Here is an 18,481-nt window from a genome sequence, read left to right as displayed (position 1 = left end):
TTCCCATCCCCACGGAGAACCAGGCATGACCGAGGAACGCCGCGCGCTGTATCCGGAGATCGAACCCTACGACAGCGGCATGCTGCCGGTGTCCGGACTGCACACGATCTACTACGAGCAGAGCGGCAATCCGAACGGCAAGCCCGTGGTCTTCCTGCACGGCGGACCAGGCGCCGGGGCCAGCCCGCGCTGCCGGCGCTTCTTCGACCCGGCGGCCTACCGCATCATCCTGTTCGACCAGCGCGGCTGCGGACGCTCCACGCCGCACGCCGAGCTCACCGACAACACCACCTGGGACCTGGTCGCCGACATCGAGCGGCTGCGCGAGCACCTCGGGATCGCGCGCTGGCAGGTATTCGGCGGTTCCTGGGGTTCCACGCTGGCGCTAGCCTACGCGCAGACCCACCCGGACAAGGTGACCGAGCTGGTCCTGCGCGGCATCTTCATGCTGCGTCGATGGGAGCTGGAGTGGTTCTACCAGAAGGGTTGCGATGCGCTCTATCCGGATGCCTGGGAGCCCTACCTGGCGGCCATTCCCGAGGCCGAACGCGGCGACCTGATGAGCGCCTACCACCGGCGCCTCACCAGCCCGGATGCAGCGACGCGGCTGGAGGCCGCGCGCGCCTGGTCGACCTGGGAAGCCGGCACCAGCTTCCTGTTCCAGGACCCGGGCTACATCGCCAGCAGCGGCGAGGATGAGTTCGCGCTCGCGTTCGCGCGGATCGAGTGCCACTACTTCGTCAACGGCGGCTTCTTCGAACACGACGACCAGCTGCTGCGCAACGTCGACCGCATCCGGCGGATACCGACGGTGATTGTGCAGGGCCGCTACGACGTGGTGTGCCCGCTTCGCAGCGCGTGGGACCTGCACCGCGCCTGGCCGGAGGCGGACCTGCGCATCGTGCAGGACGCGGGGCACTCGGCGTTCGAGGCGGGAATCACGCACGAGCTGGTCGAGGCGACCGACCGCTTCAAAAGCTAGCGCCTGAGGCGCCTGAGCTTGCATCGACGCCCACGGTGCGACGTAGGGTGGGCTTCGGCCGGCGGGCAACCTCGCCGGCCAGCTGAGGTGGGCTCAAGCCCTGCGAAACGCGCCTTTCAACCCGGCAACTGCTTGGTGCCGAAGATCTTGTCGCCCGCATCGCCCAGGCCGGGAAGGATGTAGCCCTTCTCGTTGAGCCGCCGGTCGATCGAGGCGGTGTAGATCTCCACGTCCGGATGAGTGGCCGTGATGCGCTGCAGGCCTTCGGGCGCGGCGACCAGGAACAACCCCTTGATCCGCCGGCAGCCGGCCGCCTTGAGCATGTCCACCGTCGCCACCAGGGTGCCGGCGGTGGCGAGCATGGGATCGACGATCAGCGCGGTGCGCTCTTGCATGCTGCCGCTGAGTTTCTCGTAGTAGGCCACCGGCGCCAGCGTGGCTTCGTCGCGCTGCACGCCGACGACGCTGACCTTGGCCGAGGGAATCAGGTCCAGCACGCCCGGCAGCATGCCAAGACCGGCGCGCAGGATCGGCACGATGGTGATCTTCTTGCCCTTGATGCGCTCGACCGTCACCGGACCGGCCCAGCCCTCGATCGTCTCATCGAGCGTGTCCAGGTCCTTGGTCGCTTCGTAGGTGAGCAGGGCGGCCACTTCGGAAGCCAGTTCGCGGAATTCCTTGGTGCTGATGCCGGCGCGGCGCATCAGGCCCAGCTTGTGGCGGATCAGCGGGTGACGGACTTCGGTGACAGGCATGGTGGTTCCTTCTTGCATCGCGGTCGCGCCCGGGGCGCTCCTGCAGGAGTGTGTTCGCCAGGCATGAAAAAGGGCGCGCCGTTGCCGACGCGCCCTTCGATCAACCTGCCGGTCAGGCCGCCTCGGCGGTCTGCTTGCGCGGGCCCTTCAGCAGCGCCTGGCGCACGTGGTCGACCACCAGGTCCACTTCGGCGCTGGTCACGTTGAAGTGCGGGGTGAAGCGCAGCGAATTGGCTCCGCCGTGGATCACGCCCACGCCGTGCTCGCGCATGTACTCCTCGGTGGAATTGCTGCCATAGCACTTGAACTGCGGCGCGAGTTCGCAGGAGAACAGCAGGCCGGTGCCCTGGACCTTGGTGATCAGTCCACCCAGTTCGTCCTTGAGCTTCTCCAACTTGGCCACGAATTCCTCGCCGCGCGCCTTGATGTTGCCGCGCACCTCGTCGGTGAGCAGTTCCATCGTGGCCAGCGCCACGTCCAGCGCACGCGGGTTGGTGGTCATGGTGTTGCCGTAGATGCCCTTGCGGTACAGGCCGGCGGTGCGGTCGCTCACCGCCAGGACCGACAGCGGGTACTGGCCGGCGTTGAGCGCCTTGGAGAAGGTCTCCATGTCCGGCGCCGGCAGGTTCTCGAAGCCGGGGTAGTCGATGATCGACAGCACGCCGTGCGCGCGCAGGCCGGCCTGGATCGAGTCGACCAGCAGCAGCGTACCGTGCGCCTCGGTCAGTTCGCGCGCGGCCTTGTAGAACTCCGGCGTCACCGCGCGGCCCGGGTCGCCTTCGCCCATCACCGGCTCCAGGAACATCGCCTCGATGAACCAGCCGTGCTTGTCGGCGTCGGCGAAGGCCGCTTCCAGCTGCGCCACGTCGTAGGGCGCCACGGTGATCAGCGTGTCCTCGTGGCGGTAGCTCGCCAGATGCTGCTGGTAGGTCTTGCGCGAGGAATCGGAGTACAGCGCCGGCTTGTCGGTGCGGCCGTGGAACGCGCCGCGCACGGACAGGCGCTTGATCGTGCGGTTGGCGTAGCGGCCGCCGGCGTCGGTCATCAGCTTGGCGTTGACGTCGGCGATGCGGCAGGCGAGGCCCACCGCTTCGGAACCGGAGTTCAGGCACAGGTAGTGCTTGTACGGATTGGCGCCGCGGCTGCGGCCCAGTTCCTTGTCCATCGCGCGGGTGAAGCGCAGCTGCGAGACGCTGGGCGACATCACGTTGGCCATCACCTGCGGGCGGGCCAGCGCCTCCAGGATGGACGGCTGGTTGTGGCCGAAGCCGAGCATGCCGTAGCCGCCGTTGTCGTGCAGCACGGCGCCCTTGAGCGTCACGATCCACGGACCGCGCGCGGCGGCCGGCAGGTACGGATTGATCGCGTCGTCGGGATAGAAGTTGACGTAGCCGGCCTGGGCCTTGGCCAACTGCTCGGATTCGTCCAGCTTCAGGAAGTCGCCAAACTCGCCGCGCAGCTCGCGGTGACGGGCCAGGGCCTCGTCGATCGCCTGCACCAGCTCGGGCGCCTTGGCCGCCATGCGCTCGATGTTGGCGTCGTCCAGGCCAACGGTACGCGGCTTGCCGCCGAAATCGCGCATCTCGCGCAGCTGATCGATCACACCCATGGCAGTCCTCCTCGTGGCCGGCCGGCGCCCGATGGCGCCGCTGGCGGTGATTGCGGGCACGCGCGACCTGAAGGCGCATGCGGTTGTGCGGACCCGCCTTTTCGCGTCGAAAAGCGCGCCAGACGGGCCGGGGATAAACCCAAGGATACCGTGCGCCCGGCTCCGCCGTAACCCCGCATGACGGCTGTCACCAGCGCGGGCTGACGTCGACCAGTGTCCGCAAGGCCTTGCCGCGCCTAACGTTTGCGTCCATACCAAGGAGGCTGCCCATGGACATGTCCGCAATCCCGGTCGCGCGTTTGCGCGGTGCGGTCAAGCGCTACGGCGCGCTCGCCGCCGTCGATGGCCTGGATCTCTCGCTGCACCGGGGCGAGCTGCTCGCCCTGCTCGGGCCCAACGGCGCCGGCAAGTCTTCCGCCATCGGTCTGCTGCTGGGTCTGCACCGCGCCGACGCGGGCGAGGTCGAGCTGTTCGGGCTGGACCCGCAGCGCATCGAGGCGCGCCGGCGGATCGGCGTGATGCTGCAGAGCGCCACGCTGCCCCAGACCCTGCGCGTGCGCGAACTGCTGCGCCTGACCGCCAGCTACTACCCCAACCCCCGCGTGCTGCAGGAATCGGCCGAGCTGGCCGCGGTGGAGGATCTGCTCGACCGTTCCTACGGCAAGCTCTCCGGCGGCCAGCAGCGACGCGTGCAGTTCGCGCTGGCGTTGTGCGGACGGCCGCGGTTGCTGTTCCTGGACGAGCCCACCGTCGGCATGGATATCGAAGCGCGCCAGGCGCTTTGGGCGGCGATCCGGCGGCTGGTCGGCGAAGGGTGCTCGGTGCTGCTGACCACGCACTACCTGGAAGAGGCCGAGGCGCTGGCCGACCGCGTGTGCGTGATGGCGCGCGGTCGCGCCATCCACGAGGGCACGGTGGACGAGCTGCGCGCCCGCGTCGGCGTCAGGCGCATCCGCTGCATCAGCACCCTGTTGCCCGAAACGGTCGCCGCATGGCCCGAGGTGGCCGAGGTGCGCGTCGAAGGCGGTCGCCTGCAGCTGACCACCGCCGAGGCCGAAGTGGTGGTCCTGCGCCTGCTGCAGAACGACGCCTGGCTGCGCGAGCTGGAAGTGCAGCGTGCCGGCCTGGCCGAAGCCTTCACCGAACTGACCCGCGATCCCGAAGCATCGCCCACCGACCAGCGCGAGGCGGCCTGACATGGACACCCTTTCCTTCGATCCGTCCGTCGACAACGACGCGATGCCACCCGGCCGCGTGCTCGGCGCCTACCTGGCCGAGGCGCGCAGCGAATGCCTGCGCTACCTGCGTGCACCCAGCTTCATGCTGCCGATCACGCTGTTCCCGGGCATGTTCTACCTGGTGTTCGGCGTGCTGATGGCCAAGGGAGGCGGCACCGACACGGCGCGCTACCTGCTGGCCAGCTATGCCACCTTCGGCGTGATGAGCCCGGGCCTGTTCGGCTTCGGCGTATCGCTCGCGATCGAGCGCGACGGCGGGCTGCTCACGCTCAAGCGCGCGCTGCCGATGCCGCCGGGCGCCTACCTGATGGGCAAGATGCTGATGGCGATGGGCGCGGCGGCGTTCGTGGTGCTGCTCCTGTTGGGGCTGTCGCAGATCGCGCACGTGTCCCTGTCGCTGGCGCAGGCCGCGGCGCTGCTGCTCACCGGCGTGCTCGGCGTGCTGCCGTTCTGTGCGCTGGGCATGTTCATCGGTACGCTGGTCAAGGGGCAGGGAGGGCCGGGCGTGCTCAACCTCGTCTACCTGCCGATGTCGTTCCTGTCGGGCCTGTGGTTCCCGCTGCCGATGCTGCCCAAGGTCCTGCAGCAGATCGCGCCGCTGTGGCCCAGCTACCACTTGGACCGCCTCGCGCTCGCCGCGGTGGGCATGCGCCAGGACGCCTTGGCGGCGCACGTACTCGTGCTGCTTGGTTTCACCGTGGCGTTCCTGCTGCTCGCTGCCCGGCGGCTGCGCCGGCACGGTTGAAGTAGCATGGCCGCGTTCGTGTCGTGGGGACCCGGCTGGATGAACCGTCTTGTTACCTGGTTTGCGCCCGAGCCGGGCTCGCGCATCAGCGAGATCATCCAGCAGGGCAAGTCGCCGCGGATGGAGTCCGTCCACTTGTTGTGGTCGGCATGGATCTTCGTTACGCCCCTGTTCGACCGCGGATATACCTGGCGCTGGGCGATCCTGACCGCGCTGACCTATCCACTGTTCGTGGCACTTTTCGCCAAGTCGATGCTGGTTTCCCGCAACGTTGCCTCGCGCTACGGCGCGGCCCTGGCGGTGTTCGGCATCGCGCTGGTGCCGTTCTATTCGGGCAGCGTGAGCTACTTCATCTACGGCTGCGTCTCCTGCAGCGTGAACAGCCGGCGCCTGGCGCCCTTCCTGCTGCGCCTGCTCGCGCTGAACGCGCTGTTCCTGCTGGTCGCATGGAAGGTCGGCTATCCGTGGCAGGCGCTGGTCGCCTTCCCGCTGATGACGTTCATCATCGGGATGGTCACGCACGTGGAGCGGATCGGGCATGAGCGGGACGCGGCCCTCAAGCTTTCCCATGACGAGGTTCGCCGGCTCGCGGCAACCGCCGAGCGCGAGCGCATCGGTCGGGACCTGCACGATTTGCTCGGCCATACGCTTTCGCTGATCACGCTCAAGCTGGAACTCTCGCGCAAGCTGTTCGATCGCGATACCGAGGCGGCCCGGCGCGAGGTGATCGAGGCGGAGAACGTCGCCCGTCACGCGCTGGCGCAGGTGCGCGCGGCGGTCACCGGGATCCGCGCCACCGACCTGGCTGCCGAACTGGCCTCCGCGCGCCTGCTGCTGGAATCCTCCGGCGCGCACCTGGACTACGGCCAGCCGCCATGCCTGCCCGCGGAAACCGAACGAGGCCTGTCGCTGGTGCTGCGCGAAGCGGCCACCAACATCGCCCGGCATGCGGCCGCGACGTGCGCCAGCGTGGCGTTCGAATGCATCGACGGCGGCCTGTGCCTGACCATCTCGGACAACGGCCGCGGTGGCGTGCTGGAGGAGGGCAACGGCCTGACCGGCATGCGCGAGCGCGTGCGAGCGCTGGGCGGCCGCCTGCAGATCCATTCGCAGCAGGGGCAGGGCACGCGCCTGCGGATCGTGGTGCCGCTTCCGGCGTCGGCGATGCAGGTCGCAGCGGCGCCGGCCTTGCCGGCCGACGGGCTGACGCTCACGGCGGAAGCGTGCCCGTGATGCAGGTGCAGTGGTTCACGCCGCGGCCGGATTCGCTGCTGGGCCAGCTCCGCTCGCCGTTGTACATGCGCTGGCAGGCCGGCCTTTCGCTGTTCGCGCTGGTGGCGCTGTTCCAGGGACCGGCCTCGCTGCATCGCGCCCCCGGATCATGGCTGGCGCCCACGTTGCTGGCCGTGCCGGTGTTCGTGTACCTGTACTCGCGGGTCTACGTGGGCCCGCGCCGGCGCGTGGACTGGTACGTGGCCGGCATGGTCGCCACCGCACTGGCGCTGTGGGCGTGCAACCCGTTCGGATTCATCCTGCTGATCCTTGCCGGCGTCGTTTCGTCCTTCTCGCTTTCGTGGCGGCGCTGGCTGGTGAGCGTGGCGGTGATGGGCGCGCTCGCGCTGGCCAAGGCGTGGACCTTCGGCGATCCGCTGAGCGTGGCGTTGTGGGTCGTAATGTCCGGCCTGTTCGGCGGCTTCAGCAACGTTGCCTACATGCACAGCGCCCGCAAGGACGCCGAACTGCGCCTGTCGCAGACCGAGGTGCGGCGCCTGGCGACGCTGGCCGAGCGCGAGCGTATCGGCCGCGACCTGCACGATCTGCTCGGCCACACGCTGTCGCTGGTGGCGCTTAAGTCGGAACTGGCCCGGCGACTGGCGCTGGACGAGCCGGCGCGTGCGCAGCGCGAAATGGCCGAGGTCGAGCGCGTCGCGCGCCATGCGCTCGCGGAAGTGCGCGCGGCGGTGACCGGCATGCGCCGCAGCGACCTGGCGTCCGAACTCACTTCGGCGCGGCTCATGCTAGAAGCCTCTGGAGTGGCCTTCGAGGGCGGGTTGCCGGACGGCCTGGCGCTGCCCGATGCCATCGAGGCACCGGTCGCGCTGGTCCTGCGCGAAGCCGTCACCAACATCCATCGCCACGCGGGCGCTACCCAGGCCAGCGTCAGCGTTTCCTTCGAGGACGACATGCTCCAGATGCGTATCTGCGACAACGGACGCGGCGGTTTGGCCGCCCATGGCAACGGCGTGAGTGGCATGCGCGAGCGGGTGCGCGCGCTGGGCGGGACGCTGGCGATCGACTCGCCGCCGCGGCGCGGCACGGCGCTGTCCATCCGCGTGCCAGGTGCGGTGTCGGCGAGCGTAGCCGCGGAACGCGATGCGACGGCAACGGCCCTGGTTCCGGCCTCAGGGAGCGCCGCATGATCCGGGTGCTGCTGGCCGAAGACCAGGCGATGGTACGTGGCGCGCTGTCGGCGCTGCTCAACCTGGAAAGCGACATCGAGGTACTCGGCTCGTCCGCCGACGGCGAGGCCGCATGGCGCGACCTGCAGCGGCTCAAGCCCGACGTGCTGGTCACCGACATCGAGATGCCCGGCCTGACCGGACTGGAGCTGGCCCAGCGCATCCAGCGGCAGGAGCTGCCGATGAAGGTGATCATCGTGACCACCTTCGCCCGTCCCGGCTTCCTGCGACGCGCGCTGGACGCGGGCGTATCCGGCTACCTGCTCAAGGACGCGCCGGCCGAGAACCTGGCCGAGGCGCTGCGCACGGTGCATCGCGGCGGACGCGCCATCGATCCGCAGCTGGCACTGGAAGCCTGGACCGAAGCCGACCCCCTCAATGATCGCGAGCGGCAGGTGCTGCGGCTGGCGGGCGAAGGCCTTTCGGCCGGCGACATCGCCACAAGGCTCAACCTTTCGCACGGCACGGTGCGCAACTACCTGTCCGAGGCGATCGGCAAGCTCGGCGCCGGCAACCGCATCGAGGCGTTTCGCCTCGCGCGGCAGAAGGGGTGGTTGTAGGCCGGCGTTCCATCCAACCGACCCGGTAGGGCGGGCTCGCGCCTACCTGCCGACGATGGGCTCAAGCCCACCCTACGCGGTCCAGGCGGGCGCGCGCTTGTCGAGGAAGGCGCCGAGGCCTTCCTGGCCCTCGGCCGAAACGCGCAGACGCGCGATCAGTTCCGCGTTTTCCGCATCGATGCGGCCAGCGTCCTGTTCGTTGATGCCGCCCATGCGCAACGCCAGTTGCTTGGCCTCCCGTTGCGCCTGCGGGCCGGCCTTGGCCAGTAGCTTCAGCGCGAAGTCGACCGCCTCGTCCAACGCATCGGCCGCCACCACCCGGTGCAGCAGCCCGATGCGGCTGGCCTCGGCCGCGTCGATGATTTCGCCCGTGAGGAACAACCGCCGCGCCTGGCGCACGCCGATGGCGGCGACCACGTAGGGCGAGATCACCGCGGGCACCAGCCCGAGCTTCACTTCGGTCAGGCCGAATCTGGCGCCCTCGGCGCCGATGGCGATGTCGCAGGCGGCGATCAGTCCCACGCCGCCGCCGTAGGCAGCGCCATTGACGCGCGCGACGGTCGGCTTGGGCAGGAACTGCAGCGTGCGCACCAGTGCGGCGAGGCGCAACGAATCCTCGCGGTTCTCCTGCTCGCTCGCCGTCGCCATGCCGCGCATCCAGTTGAGATCGGCGCCGGCGGAGAAGCTGGCTCCGGTGCCAGTCAGAACCACGGCGCGCACCGCCTCGGCGCGGCCGGCCTCCACCAGCGCGGAGGTCAGCTCGGCGATCAGGCCGTCATCGAAGGCGTTGTGCACGTCCGGGCGGTTGAGGGCGATCTGGCGGACGGCGGCGCGGTCGGTGACGAGGATGGCGGACATGCGCGAGGTTCCCTGCTTGAAAATGGGAATTGTACGGGCGTGGCGCGTGGTCCCGTTCGGGTGCCGGGCTCAGCGCGGGCACAGGCTTTTGCCTTATAATGCGAACCATTCTTGTTTGAGTTGCCATCCGTGCGCCTCTCCGACTTGCCCAAAGGTTCGCCCGCCGTGGTGGACCGCGTGGACGATGCCCACGCCGGCGATCCCATCGCGCAGCGCCTGCGCGACCTCGGTTTCGTCGACGGCGAGCCGGTGCGCGTGGTCGCCCGCGGCCCGCTCGGCGCCGACCCCCTGCTGATCCAGATCGGCTCCACCCGCTTCGCGCTTCGGCGCAGCGAGGCATCGCGCATTTTCGTCAGGGCGGAGGCGGCATGAGCGCACAAGGTCTGCGCATCGCGCTGGTGGGCAACCCCAATTGCGGCAAGACGGCGCTGTTCAACCAGCTCACCGGTGGGCGCCAGAAGGTGGCCAATTACGCCGGCGTCACTGTCGAGCGCAAGGAAGGCCGCTTCGTCGCGCCGTCCGGTCGCGTGCTGCAATTGCTGGATCTGCCCGGCACCTACAGCTTCGATGCGGCCAGCCCCGACGAACAGATCACCCGCGACGTCTGCGAGGGCCGCTATCCGGGCGAGCCGGCGCCGGACCTGATCGTCTGTGTGGCCGATGCCACCAACCTGCGCCTGCACCTGCGCTTCGTGCTCGAGGTCAAGCGACTGGGGCGGCCGGTGGTGCTGGCGCTCAACATGATGGACACCGCGCGCCGGCGCGGCATCGTGATCGACGTGCCCGAACTGCAGCGCCGGCTCGGCGTGCCGGTGGTGGAAACGATCGCGGTCAGGCGCGGTGGCGCGAAAGCACTGATCGAGCGCGTCGATGGCGAAGTCCCGGTCGCCGCGCCGGTGCAGCCGGACGATCCTGCCAGCCGCCACGACCTGCATGCACAGGTGCGCGCGCTGATGGCTGCCACGGTGATCATGCCGCGTGCCACCGATGCGGTGGACGACGCGATCGACCGCTGGGCACTGCATCCGGTGTTCGGCCTCGGCATCCTGGCGGTGCTGATGTTCCTGATCTTCCAGGCGGTGTTCTCCTGGGCGCAGCCGATCATGGATGCGATCGAAGCGGGCGTGGGCACGCTGGGCACCTGGATGACCGCGGCGTTGCCGCCGCACAGCGCTCTGCACAGCCTGCTCAACGACGGCATCTTCGCGGGCCTGGGCGCCGTGCTGGTGTTCCTGCCGCAGATCCTGATCCTGTTCCTGTTCATCCTGGTGCTGGAGGAATCGGGCTACCTGCCGCGCGCCGCGTTCCTGCTCGACAAGCTGATGTTCAAGGCGGGCCTGACCGGACGCGCGTTCATCCCGCTTCTGTCGAGCTTCGCCTGCGCGATCCCCGGCATCATGGCCACGCGCAGCATCACCGATCCGCGCGACCGCCTGACCACCATCCTGGTCGCGCCGCTGATGACGTGCTCGGCGCGGCTCCCGGTCTACACGTTGCTGATCGCCGCGTTCATACCCCATCGCACCGTGTGGGGCGTGTTCAACCTGCAGGGCGTGGTGCTGTTCACGCTGTACGTGGCCGGCATCGTGAGCGCGCTGGCGGTGGCGTTCGTGATCAAGCGCTTCCGCAAGGACAAGAGCGAGCACGCGCTGCTGATGGAGCTGCCGTCCTACCGCCTCCCCAACGTGCGCGACGTGGCACTGGGCCTGTGGGAGCGCGCCAAGATCTTCTTGAAGCGCGTGGGCGGCATCATCCTGGCGCTGACCGTGATCCTGTGGTTCCTTTCCAGCTTTCCGGGGCCGCCGCCGGGCGCCAGCGGGCCGGCGATCGACTACAGCCTGGCCGGGCGGCTAGGCCACGCGCTGCACTACGTGTTCGCGCCGATCGGTTTCAACTGGCAGATCTGCATCGCGCTGGTGCCGGGTCTGGCCGCGCGCGAAGTGGCCGTGTCGGCGCTGGGTACCGTCTACGCGATGTCCGGCAGCGACGACACCATCGCCAACCAGCTCGGGCCGCTGATCTCGCACCAGTGGTCGCTGGCCACGGCGCTCAGCCTGCTGGCCTGGTACGTGTTCGCGCCGCAATGCATGTCGACGCTCGCCGTGATCCGCCGCGAAACCAACTCCTGGCGCAACGTGGCGATCACCGCCGGCTACCTGTTCGGCCTGGCCTACCTGGCTTCGCTGGTCACCTACCAGATCGCGCGGGCGCTCTCGTGAGCACGTTCGCCGTCGTGCAGGCGGTGGTGTTGATGCTGGTGCTGCTGGCCAGCCTGGTTGCGGCCTTCCGCAAGCTGCTGCCGCAGACGGCCAAGCGCGTGCAGGCCGGGGTGTCGGCGGCGCTGGACCGACCTGGCCGTGCCAGGGCCGTGCGGCGCTTCGGTGGCTGGCTGCAGCCGGCCGAGGCGAAAAGCGGGGGGTGCGGTAGCGGCGACGGCTGCTCCAGTTGCGGCGGCTGCGCCCCGGCACCCGCGTCGCGGGAGCCTTCCACGCCACTGCACTTCCGCCCCCGCGAGCGCTGAGCAGCGCTCCGATCCTTGCGTATCGCGCAGGGTGGGCTTGAGCCCACTGCCCCGTTTCCTCGCAGCGGAGCTGGTGGACTGAAGCCCACCCTGCGTGTGACCGCCTGGAGCGCTACATGCGGAACACGCCGTAGCGCTGTGGCTCGATCGGCGCGTTCATCGACGCCGAGATCGCCAGGCCGAGTACGCGGCGGGTGTCGGCCGGGTCGATGATGCCGTCATCCCACAGCCGCGCGCTGGCGTAGTACGGATGTCCCTGGCGTTCGTACTGTTCGCGTATCGGCGCCTTGAAAGCCTCTTCGTCCTCCGCGCTCCAGCTCTTGCCGGCCGCTTCCAGGCCGTCGCGCTTGACCGTGGCGAGGACGCTGGCGGCCTGCTCGCCACCCATCACGGAAATGCGCGCGTTGGGCCACATCCACAGGAAGCGTGCGCCGTAGGCGCGACCGCACATCGCGTAGTTTCCGGCGCCGAAGCTGCCGCCGATCACCACGGTGAACTTGGGCACGTGCGAGCAGGCCACGGCGGTGACCATTTTGGCGCCATCCTTTGCGATGCCGGCCTGCTCGTACTTCTTGCCGACCATGAAGCCGGTGATGTTCTGCAGGAACACCAGCGGCACATTGCGCTGGTTGCACAGCTCGATGAAGTGCGCGCCCTTGAGCGCGCTTTCAGCGAACAGGATGCCGTTGTTGGCGACGATGCCCACGGGATAGCCGTGGATGCGCGCGAACCCGGTGACCAGTGTCTTGCCGTAGCGCGCCTTGAACTCGTGGAACTCCGACCCGTCGACGATGCGCGCGATGACCTCGCGGATGTCGAAGGGACGGCGGGTGTCCTGCGGGATGACGCCGTACAGCTCTTCGGCCGCGTACTTCGGTTCGACCGGCGTCTCGAGCGCCAGCGGCATGTGCTTGCGGCGATTGAGGCTCGCCACCACGTCGCGCGCGATGGAAAGCGCGTGCGCGTCGTTTTCCGCGTAGTGGTCGGCGACGCCCGAGACGGAGGTATGGACGTCCGCACCGCCCAGCGTTTCGGCATCGACCACCTCGCCGGTAGCCGCCTTCACCAGCGGCGGGCCGCCCAGGAAGATGGTGCCTTGCTCGCGCACGATGATGGTCTCGTCGCTCATCGCCGGCACGTAGGCGCCGCCGGCGGTACAGCTTCCCATCACCACGGCGATCTGCGGGATGTTGAGCGCGGACATGCGCGCCTGGTTGTAGAAGATGCGGCCGAAGTGTTCCTTGTCAGGAAAAACCTCGTCCTGCAGCGGCAGGAACGCGCCGCCGGAGTCGACCAGGTAGATGCACGGCAACCGGTTTTCCAGCGCCGCTTCCTGCGCGCGCAGGTGCTTCTTCACCGTCATCGGGAAATAGGTGCCGCCCTTGACCGTCGCGTCGTTGGCGACCACCACCACCTCGATGCCGTTGACGCGGCCGATGCCGGTGATGATGCCGGCCGCCGGCGCGGCGTCCTCGTACATGCCGTGCGCGGCCAGCGGGGAGAGTTCGAGAAACGGCGAACCCGGATCGAGCAGGGCGCGGATGCGTTCGCGCGGCAGCAGCTTGCCCCGCGCGGTGTGCTTCTCGCGCGCCTTGGCGCCGCCGCCTTCGGCGTTGCGCGCCAGCTGTGCCTTCAAGTCCTCGACCAGCGCGCGCAGCGCGGCGCTGGAGGCCTGGAAATCGGGCGAACGGATATCGATCTGCGAAGCAATGGTGGTCATCGGGCTGAACTCTGGCTCATTCGTTCGGGACCGCCCGCGGCGGCGTTTCGTCCATGGGCGCGATCGCGATACGAAACCAAGCGCGCCGGCCAAACACCCGATGATAACCGGCCACTGCGGCCCGTGCGGTCAAGGTGTGCGACACGCAAAAAACGCGCATAAAAAAACCGGCCGCAAGCGGCCGGTTTTTTCCGATCAGACGAACCGAAGGATCAGTGACCCTTGTTCTTGTCGTCGGCAGCATCCTTGGCATTGTCGGCGGCGTCCTTGGCAGCGTCGGCAGCCTTGTCAGCCTGGTCCGAAGCGTTGTCGGCGGCGTCCTTGGCCTGCGACATGGCATCCTTCGACATGTCGTTGTTGGCGGGGGCGGCAGCCGAAGCAGCGGTGGCGGCCTGCTGGGCCTGATCAGCAGCCTGGCCGGCGGCGTTGGCAGCCGTGGTGGCCTGCTGGGCAGCCTGGTCGGCGGCCGGGGAGCCGGTCTGCGCGGCAGCCTGCTGGGCCTGGTCAGCGGACTGCTGAGCCTGGTCGGCGGACTGCTGGGCGTCCTGCGCGGAATCCTGCGCGCCGTTGCTGCAAGCCGCCAGCAGCGCGACGAGCGCGGAGGCGAGTAGGGTACGCGTCAACTTCATGGTGGATCTCCTTTGCCGTGGAATGCCGTTTTGGCCGCGTATTAATAGCGCTTTCGCCGTACACGCGCCATATGTTTTACCAACTGCCCTTCAGTACATATTAAAAAGCCGGTTAACAGGCTTTCATTCGTTCCGTCGACAGAAGGTGACGGGAAGCTTTAATCCAGTCGCTCCACCGCGATCGCCGTCGCTTCGCCACCGCCGATGCACAGGGACGCCACGCCGCGCTTGCCGCCGCGGGTCTTCAGCGCGTTGAGCAGGGTGACTACCAGGCGCGCGCCGCTGGCGCCGATCGGGTGCCCCAGCGCGCAGGCGCCGCCGTTGACGTTGAGCTTCGCGTGCGGCACGCCAAGCTCGCGCATCGGCGCCATGGCGACCACGGCAAAGGCTTCGTTGACTTCGAACAGGTCGACGTCCTCGACCTTCCAGCCGGCCTTGTCCAGCACCTTCTGGATCGCGCCGACCGGAGCGGTGGTGAACCACTCGGGCTCCTGGGAATTGGTGGCGTGGGCAACGATGCGCGCCAGCGGCTTGATGCCGCGGGCCTTGGCGTCGTCGGCCGAGAGCAGCACCACCGCGGCGGCGCCGTCGGAGATGCTGGACGAACTGGCCGCGGTGATGGTGCCGTTTTCCCTGCGGAATGCGGGTTTCAGGGTCGGGATCTTGTTGATGTCGGAGCGGCCCGGCTGCTCATCGGCGTCGACCACCACGTCGCCCTTGCGGCCCTTGACCGTCACCGGGACGATCTCGTCGGCGAATGCACCGGAGGCCTGCGCCGCCTGCGAGCGCTTGACCGATTCGATCGCGAAGGCATCCTGGTCCTCGCGGCTGAATTGGTACTTGTCGGCGCACAGCTCGCCGAAGATGCCCATCGCCTTGTTGTCGTAGGGGTTGGTCAGGCCGTCGTAGGCCATGTGGTCGACCAGCTGGCCATCGCCATAGCGGATGCCGGTGCGGGCGGCGACCATGTGCGGGGCATTGGTCATCGACTCCATGCCGCCGGCGACCACCACCGCGGCCGAGCCGGCCTTGATCAGGTCGTGGCCGAGCATGATCGCCTTCATGCCCGAGCCGCACACCTTGTTGATGGTGGTGCAGCCGACGGCGGGCGGCAGGCCGGCGCCGAGCGAGGCCTGGCGGGCCGGCGCCTGGCCGAGGTTGGCGGTCAGCACGCAACCCATGATGACTTCGCTGACCTCGGCAGGTGCCAGGCCGGACTGCTCCAGCGCCGCACCGATCGCGGTCGCGCCGAGGGTGGGCGTTGGCACGCCGGTGAACTGGCCGAGGAAGGAGCCGATGGCGGTGCGCTTGGCGCCCGCAATGACGACGTCGGACATGGGGTTTCTCCGCGAGGCTTGGGGGCGCGCGGCCTGCGCGCCGTGGACGATTGCCCATTATCGCAGTCAATGCGGCAGTGCGGCAAACCACGTCGCGCACGCCTCGCGTGCCCGCCGTTGTGGGAAACTGGCGCCGGGTTGCAGGCCGAGCCCGCGATCGCGGAAGCCTGCATGGGAACGGGTGTGGGGAGAGCGAGCATGAATACGCAGGCATTGCGCCACCGGGACGTGGCGTTGGGCATCCTTGTCGCATTGGGCCTGAGCGCCTGCGGGGGAGGCGGCGGCAGCAACGTCCGTCCCACCCCAGCACCGCCTCCGCCGCCACCCACCACGCCCTCGGACCAGCCGCCGGTGGATGCGCAACTGGCGTTGACCAACACCTACGCCGCGCACGCGCAAGGCTTTACCGGCCAGGGCATCACCATCGGCATCGTCGACAGCGGCGTGATGCGCAACCATCCCAGCCTGAGCGGGCGGGTGACCGACGAGCTGATTTACGTCGACCCGCAGGCCAACGACACCAGTGTCGACGACGTGGTCGGCCATGGCACCTGGGTATCGGAGATCGCCGCCGGCAAGGCGTTCGACCAGTTCCCCGGCGGCATCGCGCCAGGGGCTTCGCTGGTTTCGGCGCGCATCATCGCCGACAAGGAGCCGGTCGACGACGGTTCGGGCCAGGGCAACGCCGTTGGCGCCTCGGACGCCGATTTCTTCGGCCAGTACCTCAACCCGGCGCTGATCGCCGACGGGGTCAACATCCAGAACAACTCCTGGGGCGGCATCTACTGGGACACCACCGACCCGACCATCAACCAGGCCTTCGGCCAGGCCTACGACGACTTCGTGCTCAACCACGACGGGCTGGTGGTGTTCGCCGCCGGCAACGACGGGCGCGCCGATCCCAGCGATATCGCCGCGCTGCCCTACCTGGCCCCCGAGCTCGAGCGCGGCTGGCTGGTCGCGGTAGCGGCCGACAGCAACAGCGCCGCCGCCGGCGCCACTCACCTGGCCGACTATTCCAACGCCTGCGGCAAGGCCATGGACTACTGCCTCACCGCGCCGGGTGACGTGATCGTCAGCGACAAGGACGCCACCGCCACCGATCCGAAGGATTACTGGATCGTCACCGGTACCTCGTTCGCGGCACCGCAGGTGTCCGGCGCCGCCGCACTGGTGTGGGAGGCGTATCCGTATTTCAACAACGACCTGGTGCGCCAGACGCTGCTCGGCACGGCCAACGACCTCGGTGCGGCCGGCCCGGACGAGGTGTTCGGCTACGGCATGCTCAACGTCGGCAAGGCGGTCAACGGCCCAGCCAAGTTCGACTGGGGCGACGTCACCGTCAACTTCACCGGCGAATCGCGCTGGAACAACCCGATCTCGGGTGCTGGCGGATTGATCAAGCAGGGCACGGGCACACTTAGTCTCGGCGGGGTAAATACCTACATGGGCCTTACCCAGGTCCAAGGCGGCACGCTTGCCGTAACCTCGTTGGCCGGTGCCGTCGAAATCGGTGCGCAGGGCACACTGGTGACCTCCGATCCGGCCATTGGTTTGGTGATCAACAACGACATGACCAACGCCGGCGTGCTGGTGGCAGGCCCGGGCGGCGTAAATCTGCTCGGCAATTATCTGCAGCAGGGCAACGGCCGACTGGCGGTATCGCTGGGATCGCAGTTATCTGTCAATGGCACCGCGACGCTGGCGGGCGGCGATCTCTATGTGTACAGCGCCAATTCCAACTACACCATCGACTCGCACACGACGGTATTGTCGGCTTTTGGCGGCCTTACCGGCACGTTTTCAGCCCTGGATACCGCCCCTAGCGTGGCGCTTCAGGCCACCCTGAACTATGACGCCAACAGCGCCTGGCTCGACGTGCAGCAGGTGAACCTGAGCCAGATCCAGGGCCTGCCGTACACCACCGCCAGTTTCAGTACCGCACAACGCACGCAGCAGGCGTTCGAGCAGATCAACACCCAGTTGCAAGGCGGCAGCGGCTCGCCGGTGAGCGCAAGTTTCATCGCGGGGGCCGCCAACCTACAGCACACGGCGTCGACCGATGCCATGCAACACTCGCTTGAGAGCCTCTCCGGCCAGTTGCATGCAGCCAGCGCGGCGATGACCTTCGAGGCGATCGATGCGGGCACGCGTGCACTGTCGGATCGCTTCGACCGCCTTATCGACAGCAGCGGAACCGGTGGCTGGACGCAGAATCTCGGCTACCGGGGCGACATGGCGCGCAGCGGTTATGCGAGTGTCGGCGTGGACCTTTCCGGCACCCTGGTCGGACAGGACATGCGCATCGGCAGCAACGGCGTGGCCGGCTTCGCACTGAGTCAGTCCCAAGGCCTCGGCCGGCTGGTGGAAACCGCCGACCAGGGCCGCAGCCACGCGATGGAGGGCATGCTCTACGGTGGCCTGGTGCAAGGCAACGCGTACCTGCTGGGCCGCGTGGGCATGGGCAGCTTCCGCGAAGCGATGCGCCGCAACGTGCTGCTGGGTCCGGCCTTCGCGGGCGTGGCCAGCGACAGCCATGGCCGCTACGACGTGGCCTACGGCGAGAGCGGCTATCGCACCTCGGCGGGCCGGTTGACGCTCACGCCGTACGCCAGCCTGCAGTACGCGCGAATCCACAGCAGCGGCTTCAACGAGCCGGGCGCGTGGGGTTTTGGCCTCAAGGCCAACGCGCATGCGATCGAGCGCTGGCGGGCCGGGCTAGGCCTGCGCGCGGCGCGGCAGTGGAACCTCGCCGGCGGCGGCAGCCTGGATCTGCAGGGCCGGGTGGCGTGGCAGCGCGCATTAGTCACCCGTGGTGACGTATTCGAAGCGAGCTTCACGGGTATCGACCAGTGGGCGCCGCTGGGTGGCATCGGGCTGTCACGCTACGGCGGCGTCGCGGGCATGACGTTGGACTGGACGATGTCGCCTCGGGCGGGGCTCACGTTCGGCATCGACCACCGCTTCGCCCAGCGCGAGCAGGGCAGTATGGCGACGCTGGCGTACCGGTTGTCGTTCTGACGGCCGAAACACCCGCAAACGATCCAAGAAAAAGGCCCGCATCGCGG

At 68.5% G+C, this 18,481-nt stretch carries 16 protein-coding genes; 10 read left to right on the top strand and 6 right to left on the bottom strand.

The genetic code is table 11. The annotated features are described in order from the left end of the window. Window positions 1-25 precede the first annotated feature (25 nt). Window positions 26-982 (top strand): prolyl aminopeptidase, encoded by a 957-nt coding sequence (gene pip, locus ACFWZ1_RS12675; protein ID WP_231321048.1) that lies wholly within the window; start codon window positions 26-28, stop codon window positions 980-982. 116 nt (window positions 983-1,098) lie between these two features. On the opposite strand, the gene upp is transcribed toward pip, so the two are convergent. Together upp and ACFWZ1_RS12665 are read right to left on the bottom strand one after the other, a co-directional pair. After that, entirely contained in the window at window positions 1,099-1,737 is a 639-nt protein-coding gene (gene upp, locus ACFWZ1_RS12670; RefSeq protein WP_231321047.1) for a uracil phosphoribosyltransferase, read from the bottom strand. Between the two features lie 112 nt (window positions 1,738-1,849). After that, a complete protein-coding gene (locus ACFWZ1_RS12665; protein ID WP_439666668.1) occupies window positions 1,850-3,346 on the bottom strand; it encodes an aminotransferase class III-fold pyridoxal phosphate-dependent enzyme in 1,497 nt (498 codons plus the stop codon). A gap of 269 nt (window positions 3,347-3,615) precedes the next feature. Between ACFWZ1_RS12665 and ACFWZ1_RS12660 the strand changes: the two genes are divergently transcribed. The 5 genes from ACFWZ1_RS12660 to ACFWZ1_RS12640 are packed head-to-tail and all read left to right on the top strand — an operon-like array spanning window position 3,616 to window position 8,348. Beyond that, the gene (locus tag ACFWZ1_RS12660) at window positions 3,616-4,542 is read left to right on the top strand and encodes an ATP-binding cassette domain-containing protein (RefSeq protein ID WP_439666667.1); all 927 of its coding nucleotides are present in this window, start codon (window positions 3,616-3,618) and stop codon (window positions 4,540-4,542) included. A 1-nt stretch (window position 4,543) separates the two neighbouring features. Beyond that, complete coding sequence (locus ACFWZ1_RS12655) at window positions 4,544-5,329, top strand: ABC transporter permease (protein ID WP_439666666.1); 786 nt, start codon at window positions 4,544-4,546, stop codon at window positions 5,327-5,329. Between the two features lie 39 nt (window positions 5,330-5,368). After that, window positions 5,369-6,562, top strand: coding sequence for a sensor histidine kinase (locus tag ACFWZ1_RS12650; RefSeq protein ID WP_439666665.1), 1,194 nt, complete (start codon window positions 5,369-5,371; stop codon window positions 6,560-6,562). Next, window positions 6,562-7,749: a sensor histidine kinase gene (locus ACFWZ1_RS12645; RefSeq protein WP_439666901.1), complete on the top strand. Its 1,188-nt coding sequence runs from the start codon at window positions 6,562-6,564 to the stop codon at window positions 7,747-7,749. Before ACFWZ1_RS12650 ends, ACFWZ1_RS12645 begins: the two co-directional genes overlap by 1 nt. Then, window positions 7,746-8,348: a response regulator transcription factor gene (locus ACFWZ1_RS12640; protein ID WP_231321041.1), complete on the top strand. Its 603-nt coding sequence runs from the start codon at window positions 7,746-7,748 to the stop codon at window positions 8,346-8,348. The genes ACFWZ1_RS12645 and ACFWZ1_RS12640 overlap by 4 nt, the downstream gene beginning before the upstream one ends. A gap of 72 nt (window positions 8,349-8,420) precedes the next feature. On the opposite strand, the gene ACFWZ1_RS12635 is transcribed toward ACFWZ1_RS12640, so the two are convergent. Continuing rightward, on the bottom strand, window positions 8,421-9,206 hold the full coding sequence (locus ACFWZ1_RS12635; protein ID WP_439666664.1) for an enoyl-CoA hydratase-related protein: 786 nt from the start codon (window positions 9,204-9,206) through the stop codon (window positions 8,421-8,423). A 129-nt stretch (window positions 9,207-9,335) separates the two neighbouring features. On the opposite strand from ACFWZ1_RS12635, the gene ACFWZ1_RS12630 reads away from it, so the two are divergent. Genes ACFWZ1_RS12630 through ACFWZ1_RS12620 form a run of 3 tightly spaced genes read left to right on the top strand, consistent with a single transcriptional unit; the run spans window position 9,336 to window position 11,727 of the window. Then, entirely contained in the window at window positions 9,336-9,578 is a 243-nt protein-coding gene (locus ACFWZ1_RS12630) for a FeoA family protein (protein ID WP_231321038.1), read from the top strand. Continuing rightward, entirely contained in the window at window positions 9,575-11,425 is a 1,851-nt protein-coding gene (gene feoB / locus ACFWZ1_RS12625; protein WP_439666663.1) for a ferrous iron transport protein B, read from the top strand. Before ACFWZ1_RS12630 ends, feoB begins: the two co-directional genes overlap by 4 nt. After that, window positions 11,422-11,727, top strand: a complete 306-nt coding sequence (locus ACFWZ1_RS12620; protein ID WP_439666662.1) for a DUF6587 family protein — start codon at window positions 11,422-11,424, stop codon at window positions 11,725-11,727. Before feoB ends, ACFWZ1_RS12620 begins: the two co-directional genes overlap by 4 nt. 112 nt (window positions 11,728-11,839) lie before the next feature. On the opposite strand, the gene ACFWZ1_RS12615 is transcribed toward ACFWZ1_RS12620, so the two are convergent. From ACFWZ1_RS12615 to ACFWZ1_RS12605, 3 genes are all read right to left on the bottom strand, one after another. Further along, the gene (locus ACFWZ1_RS12615; RefSeq protein WP_439666661.1) at window positions 11,840-13,447 is read right to left on the bottom strand and encodes a carboxyl transferase domain-containing protein; all 1,608 of its coding nucleotides are present in this window, start codon (window positions 13,445-13,447) and stop codon (window positions 11,840-11,842) included. A gap of 212 nt (window positions 13,448-13,659) precedes the next feature. After that, complete coding sequence (locus ACFWZ1_RS12610) at window positions 13,660-14,076, bottom strand: hypothetical protein (RefSeq protein ID WP_231321030.1); 417 nt, start codon at window positions 14,074-14,076, stop codon at window positions 13,660-13,662. A 158-nt stretch (window positions 14,077-14,234) separates the two neighbouring features. Beyond that, window positions 14,235-15,413 (bottom strand): thiolase family protein, encoded by a 1,179-nt coding sequence (locus tag ACFWZ1_RS12605; RefSeq protein WP_439666660.1) that lies wholly within the window; start codon window positions 15,411-15,413, stop codon window positions 14,235-14,237. Window positions 15,414-15,611: 198 nt separating this feature from the next. On the opposite strand from ACFWZ1_RS12605, the gene ACFWZ1_RS12600 reads away from it, so the two are divergent. Beyond that, complete coding sequence (locus ACFWZ1_RS12600) at window positions 15,612-18,434, top strand: S8 family serine peptidase (RefSeq protein ID WP_439666659.1); 2,823 nt, start codon at window positions 15,612-15,614, stop codon at window positions 18,432-18,434. Window positions 18,435-18,481: the final 47 nt, after the last annotated feature.

The organism is Frateuria sp. GZRe14, assembly GCF_051900395.1.
Classification (GTDB): Bacteria; Pseudomonadota; Gammaproteobacteria; order Xanthomonadales; family Rhodanobacteraceae; genus Frateuria_A; species Frateuria_A edaphi.
The sequence above is the reverse complement of the archived record's forward strand: the minus strand, read 5'-3'. Positions and strand labels throughout refer to the sequence as shown.